The sequence below is a fragment of the Rhodococcus sp. NPDC127593 genome, from assembly GCF_042671975.1.
In the GTDB taxonomy this organism is placed as follows: Bacteria; Actinomycetota; Actinomycetes; order Mycobacteriales; family Mycobacteriaceae; genus Rhodococcus_F.
In genome coordinates this window covers 1-4,044 of sequence record NZ_JBHXWI010000148.1, presented here as the reverse complement: position 1 = coordinate 4,044, position 4,044 = coordinate 1, and the positions used below count along the sequence as shown (strand labels likewise).

Below are 4,044 nucleotides of genomic sequence, written 5' to 3'. Positions count from 1 at the left end.
ACTCCTCGGGATATGGCTTCGGCATGTCGATCATCCTTTCACCGTGAGGGCAGATCCCTCACGGGTCAGGTGTCAACCAGAGCCGGGGCAGTCCCATCCGAGAACGGTACGAACCCGTTCCTCGAATGTCGGGCGACGCGACACTCGAAGAGGTCGGCGGGCTGGCGCGTCATCAGCGGCGTGCTTTAACCCTAAAGACGCCGCGCTAGCCTCACGCCCGCAATGTGGTCCATGCGCGCGGCAAGTGTCGGATCCACCCTTGATTGAGTGGTCCAATGTGCGTGCCCGCCTTGACGCCTTCGGTCAGTACCTGCTTGACGTGTGACCAGTTACAACAGACCCAGCGCGCGGGCTTTCACCACTGCTGTGCGTCGGCCATTGACATTCATTTTTCGATAGATACTGCGCAAGTGAGCCTTGAGGGTGTTGACTGAAACAAATAGTCGGGCGCTCAGCTCGGGCAGAGAAGCGGGCTCCTCGATCGCTCGCAACACCTGCATCTCCCGTTTTGTGAGCGGCTCAACCAGAGCCCCACCTGCCGTATCCACCGTTCCGACATGCAGGATCGGAGCTATCTCAACGAATTTGGACTGCACTAGGTCGACGAACTCGCGGTGACGGGTGCCGGCGCGCCGTACTCGACGAAGCAAGGCGTTGACTGGGCTACCGAATTGCAGAAAGGGTTGGACGTATTGCTCGGGTGCTGCAAGCTCGATTGCCTTCGTGATCTGATCAACTGCCTGAGGCGACTGGGGTATCTCTTGTTCGTCTAATAGGGCCAGTAAAATCATCGCCTGCAGCATCTCATCGACTAGCCCACTTCCTACGTCGATAGCTTCGTTGAGCAGGCCGACGGCACGTCCGGGTTTGCCTTCAGCGACCAGCAGTTCTGCGTGTGCAACGGTGAGCATTATCGGACCAGTCGCTTGTGGTGGAAGGGATTCGAGAACAGCGGCTGCTCCCGCTGCGTCGCCTATCGCTAGTCGGACGCGTGATCGCTCGGCAGTGAGGTAGTCGTCGAAGACGTAGCGGGCGGCCATCCGGTCGACGATCCTTGCGGCCGCTTCGAGGTCCGTTAGCGCTTCCCGTTTACGTCCCCGCAGGCTGATCACGAGGCCACGAACGAGCATTACGGTTGCACTTACTGCGGCGTCCTGACGGCGGACCGCCGTTGCGGCGGCCGCGAGGTGTTGTTCGGCGGCATCTAGGTTTCCCCGCATGTATGCGGCCCAGCCGCGGGCGTGCCATAACTCGGCCGCGGCGCCGGTCAGTTCCCATCCGCGTTGACGGGCGAGTTCAGTGGCCTGGTCGGCAACGGTCAGCGCTTCAGTCAATCGATTTTGGGCGGTGAGGACACCAACGAGTTGGCTGAGGCAACCGAGTTCGAGGTATGCGCGGTCGGTCGCTCTCGACGCGGATAGGGCCTCCCTCAGATGCCCCTCGCCGTCAGCTCGTCGGCCGACCCAGTATTCGGTAGTACCGAGCTGTTGGAGTGCCAGTGCCCGGAGATCATTTGCGGCTGTCGAGCCGTGGCTCTCGTACCATTGAGAGAGTGTTGCCATCCCGTTCGCTGCGGTCGCAACCACGTTTAGATCGCCTGAAAGGCGGCCGCGTTCGAGGTCGACTACCAAGCTAGCCGTTGTTGCGTCGGGGTCGATTGGAAGATCGGTGGAAAGGGGATGGCGATCGGCCGAATCCAGCGCCGCGGATTCGGGCTGCGTCGGAGTACGCCGTCCGCCGATTGTTTCGAGTGGCGCGCCGGCCAATGCTGCGTCAGAGATATCCACAACCCCTCCCTCCCCGAGAGCGAGGGCGACCGCAATCTGTACGAGTCGGAGTTCACTGTTGGTAGACACCACTCTGTCAGGGAGCTGCCTCAGGAGACCTTGGACTGTCACGAGCTGGCCGTCGAGATACAACTGCAGCCAGTTGTCGACGAGTAGCGTCTCTGCGTCCCGCCATCGCGTGGCGTTGCATGCGTGCTGGAAGGCTGCGACAGGCATGTTGTGATCGGCGAACCACCTTGATGCGGTGTGATGAAGTGTGGCTGCTGACGGGTCTACTTGCAGTTTCAGCCTGCTTCGAAGTAGTTCAGCGAACATTCCGTGATAGCGAAACCAGTCCTTGCGCGGTGTGTCGGCAATGACAAATAGGTTGCGTTTGGCCATCCAACGGAGCACTTCGTAACTGTCAGCCCGGCCGGTCAGCGCCGTCGCCAGGTCGGCAGTCACGACCTCGCAGACCGAGGTCCGCAGGAGAAAGTCCTGGAGGTCGACCGGTATTCGAGCCAGAACTTCGGAAACCAGGTAGTCAGCAACATCAGCGTTATCGCCCGTAAAGTTCTCTAAGAACTGCTCGGAGGATTCTGCTTCGGCAAGTGCGAGCGCTGCCAAACGGAGGCCCGCTGACCAACCTTCGGTGCGAACCTGAAGTACCTCGGCTGCGGCGGCCGAGATCTCGACACCGGACTCGGCGAGCATCGCGGAAACCTCGGCAGTATTGAACGAGAGGTCTTTTGCTGTCAGCGCGTGCAGTTTGCCCTCGACGCGGAGACGACTGATGGGCAGGCGCGGTAGGTAGATGCCGCTAAGTATTACGTGGACAAGGGGCGGGAGCCGCGCCAGTAGCCACGACAGTTCTTCCTCGACGACCGAGTCATCAAGCCAATGGATGTCGTCGAGGATCAGCAGGATCGGAGACCGAAGGGTGGCGAGCCCTTCGAACATCGGGACAACGGGGTCGTCGGACTCCTTTTCAACCGAGTGAGACAACCTCGGTGAGATCGCGGCCAACATAGCTGGCCAGAACCGGTTCGGGTCCGAATCGCGTCGATCCACGGTAAGCCAGCAGACGTCGATCACGCAGGACGAAGAGTGCACCCACGACGCGAGAAGTTGGGTCTTACCCCAACCTGCGGGGGCGGTGATAGTGGTCACCGGGTGCTTAACTGCGTTCGTCAGCCGGTCGAACAGGCGAGGCCGAGTCAATACATCCGCAGGAAGGAAGGGAGTGCCTATCCGGCCGGGAAATGGACTGGAGTGTTCGAGCCGGGTGAAGTGATCCGCAGCATCCATGGTTCGTATCCGTCTTCTAGTCCGCCGCTCAGTTGCGGGAGGTCACGGCACCTGGGTGCACGACTTGGCACGCGTTGTCGAATCCGTCAGCTGCAGGTTCGACGGCGGTTCGACGTTCTGTCCGCTGGGGGCAGCTACCATTGCTCCACTATCTATCGTCACACTGTGCGCGATAATCCTCACGCCAGTACGATACGCAGTGCTTTCGGGGTTACCCGGCATCGTGTCCCCGGGACACTGCTGTGCAGGCCCCCGCGCAACGGGGCCTGCATCGATCGCAGTATGAGGCAATATTGGCTCTCCTGCCCGAACGCGCTCTCCTTGGCCGACGACGCCATGGATCCGGAAGAAGGATGGGGTCGCCGCCGTCTGGGTGCGTTTGGGCCAGTCGGCCTAGCGGCGCGGCCAGACCGTGTCGTCGAGATATGCGTGCAGAAGTGTCATGGGGTTTTGATCGCCGGCCGGCAATTGGATGACGACCGCGTCTATGCGGCCGACGTCGCGGGAGCAGCTCCAGGCGCTCGGTCTCGTCGTCGGGCGCCCCGACTCCGGGGGTGCGGCGTCTGTTTCGCAGCGTCGGGTGTGAATTGAAAAGTATGTGACGTACCAAAGAGTTAGCTAACTTGTTCCGTCTTTCCGGCTGGCGGTCAGCTGTTCGCGGGAGGCGTCCGGCTCGTCGGATTCGGCGACTCTTGGTGTGTTGTAGTCGGTGGCCATATGCCTGTTGTTCTTCTGGGTGTTCGGATCCGCCAGGCTATTACTGCGCCTAGCGTTGCTCGCCCCGGCTAGTGTGCGAGGTCAGTTCTGCGGGTGTCCACGCGGGCCAGGTGGCTTCGCCGACGAGGTGTCCGTCGGTGAACTGGGCGACGATGCGCGGGCCGGTGCTCGAGCTGTTGTCGTACACGGTCACGTGATCGCAACGTGGGAACGCCTGTGCGACGAGGCCCCACAATCGTTGGTATCGCTGGCG

1 protein-coding gene and 1 pseudogene are annotated in these 4,044 nt (G+C 61.3%); both read right to left on the bottom strand.

Annotation, left to right across the window (positions count from 1 at the left end; all coding sequences use genetic code 11):
- Positions 1–329: 329 nt before the first annotated feature.
- Positions 330–3,074 carry a LuxR C-terminal-related transcriptional regulator gene (locus ACFVJ3_RS49200; protein WP_378459000.1) on the bottom strand — a complete coding sequence of 915 codons (2,745 nt, stop codon included), beginning with the start codon at positions 3,072–3,074 and terminating at the stop codon, positions 330–332.
- Between the two features lie 766 nt (positions 3,075–3,840).
- Positions 3,841–4,044: pseudogene (locus ACFVJ3_RS49195) on the bottom strand (ATPase); the annotation flags it as partial.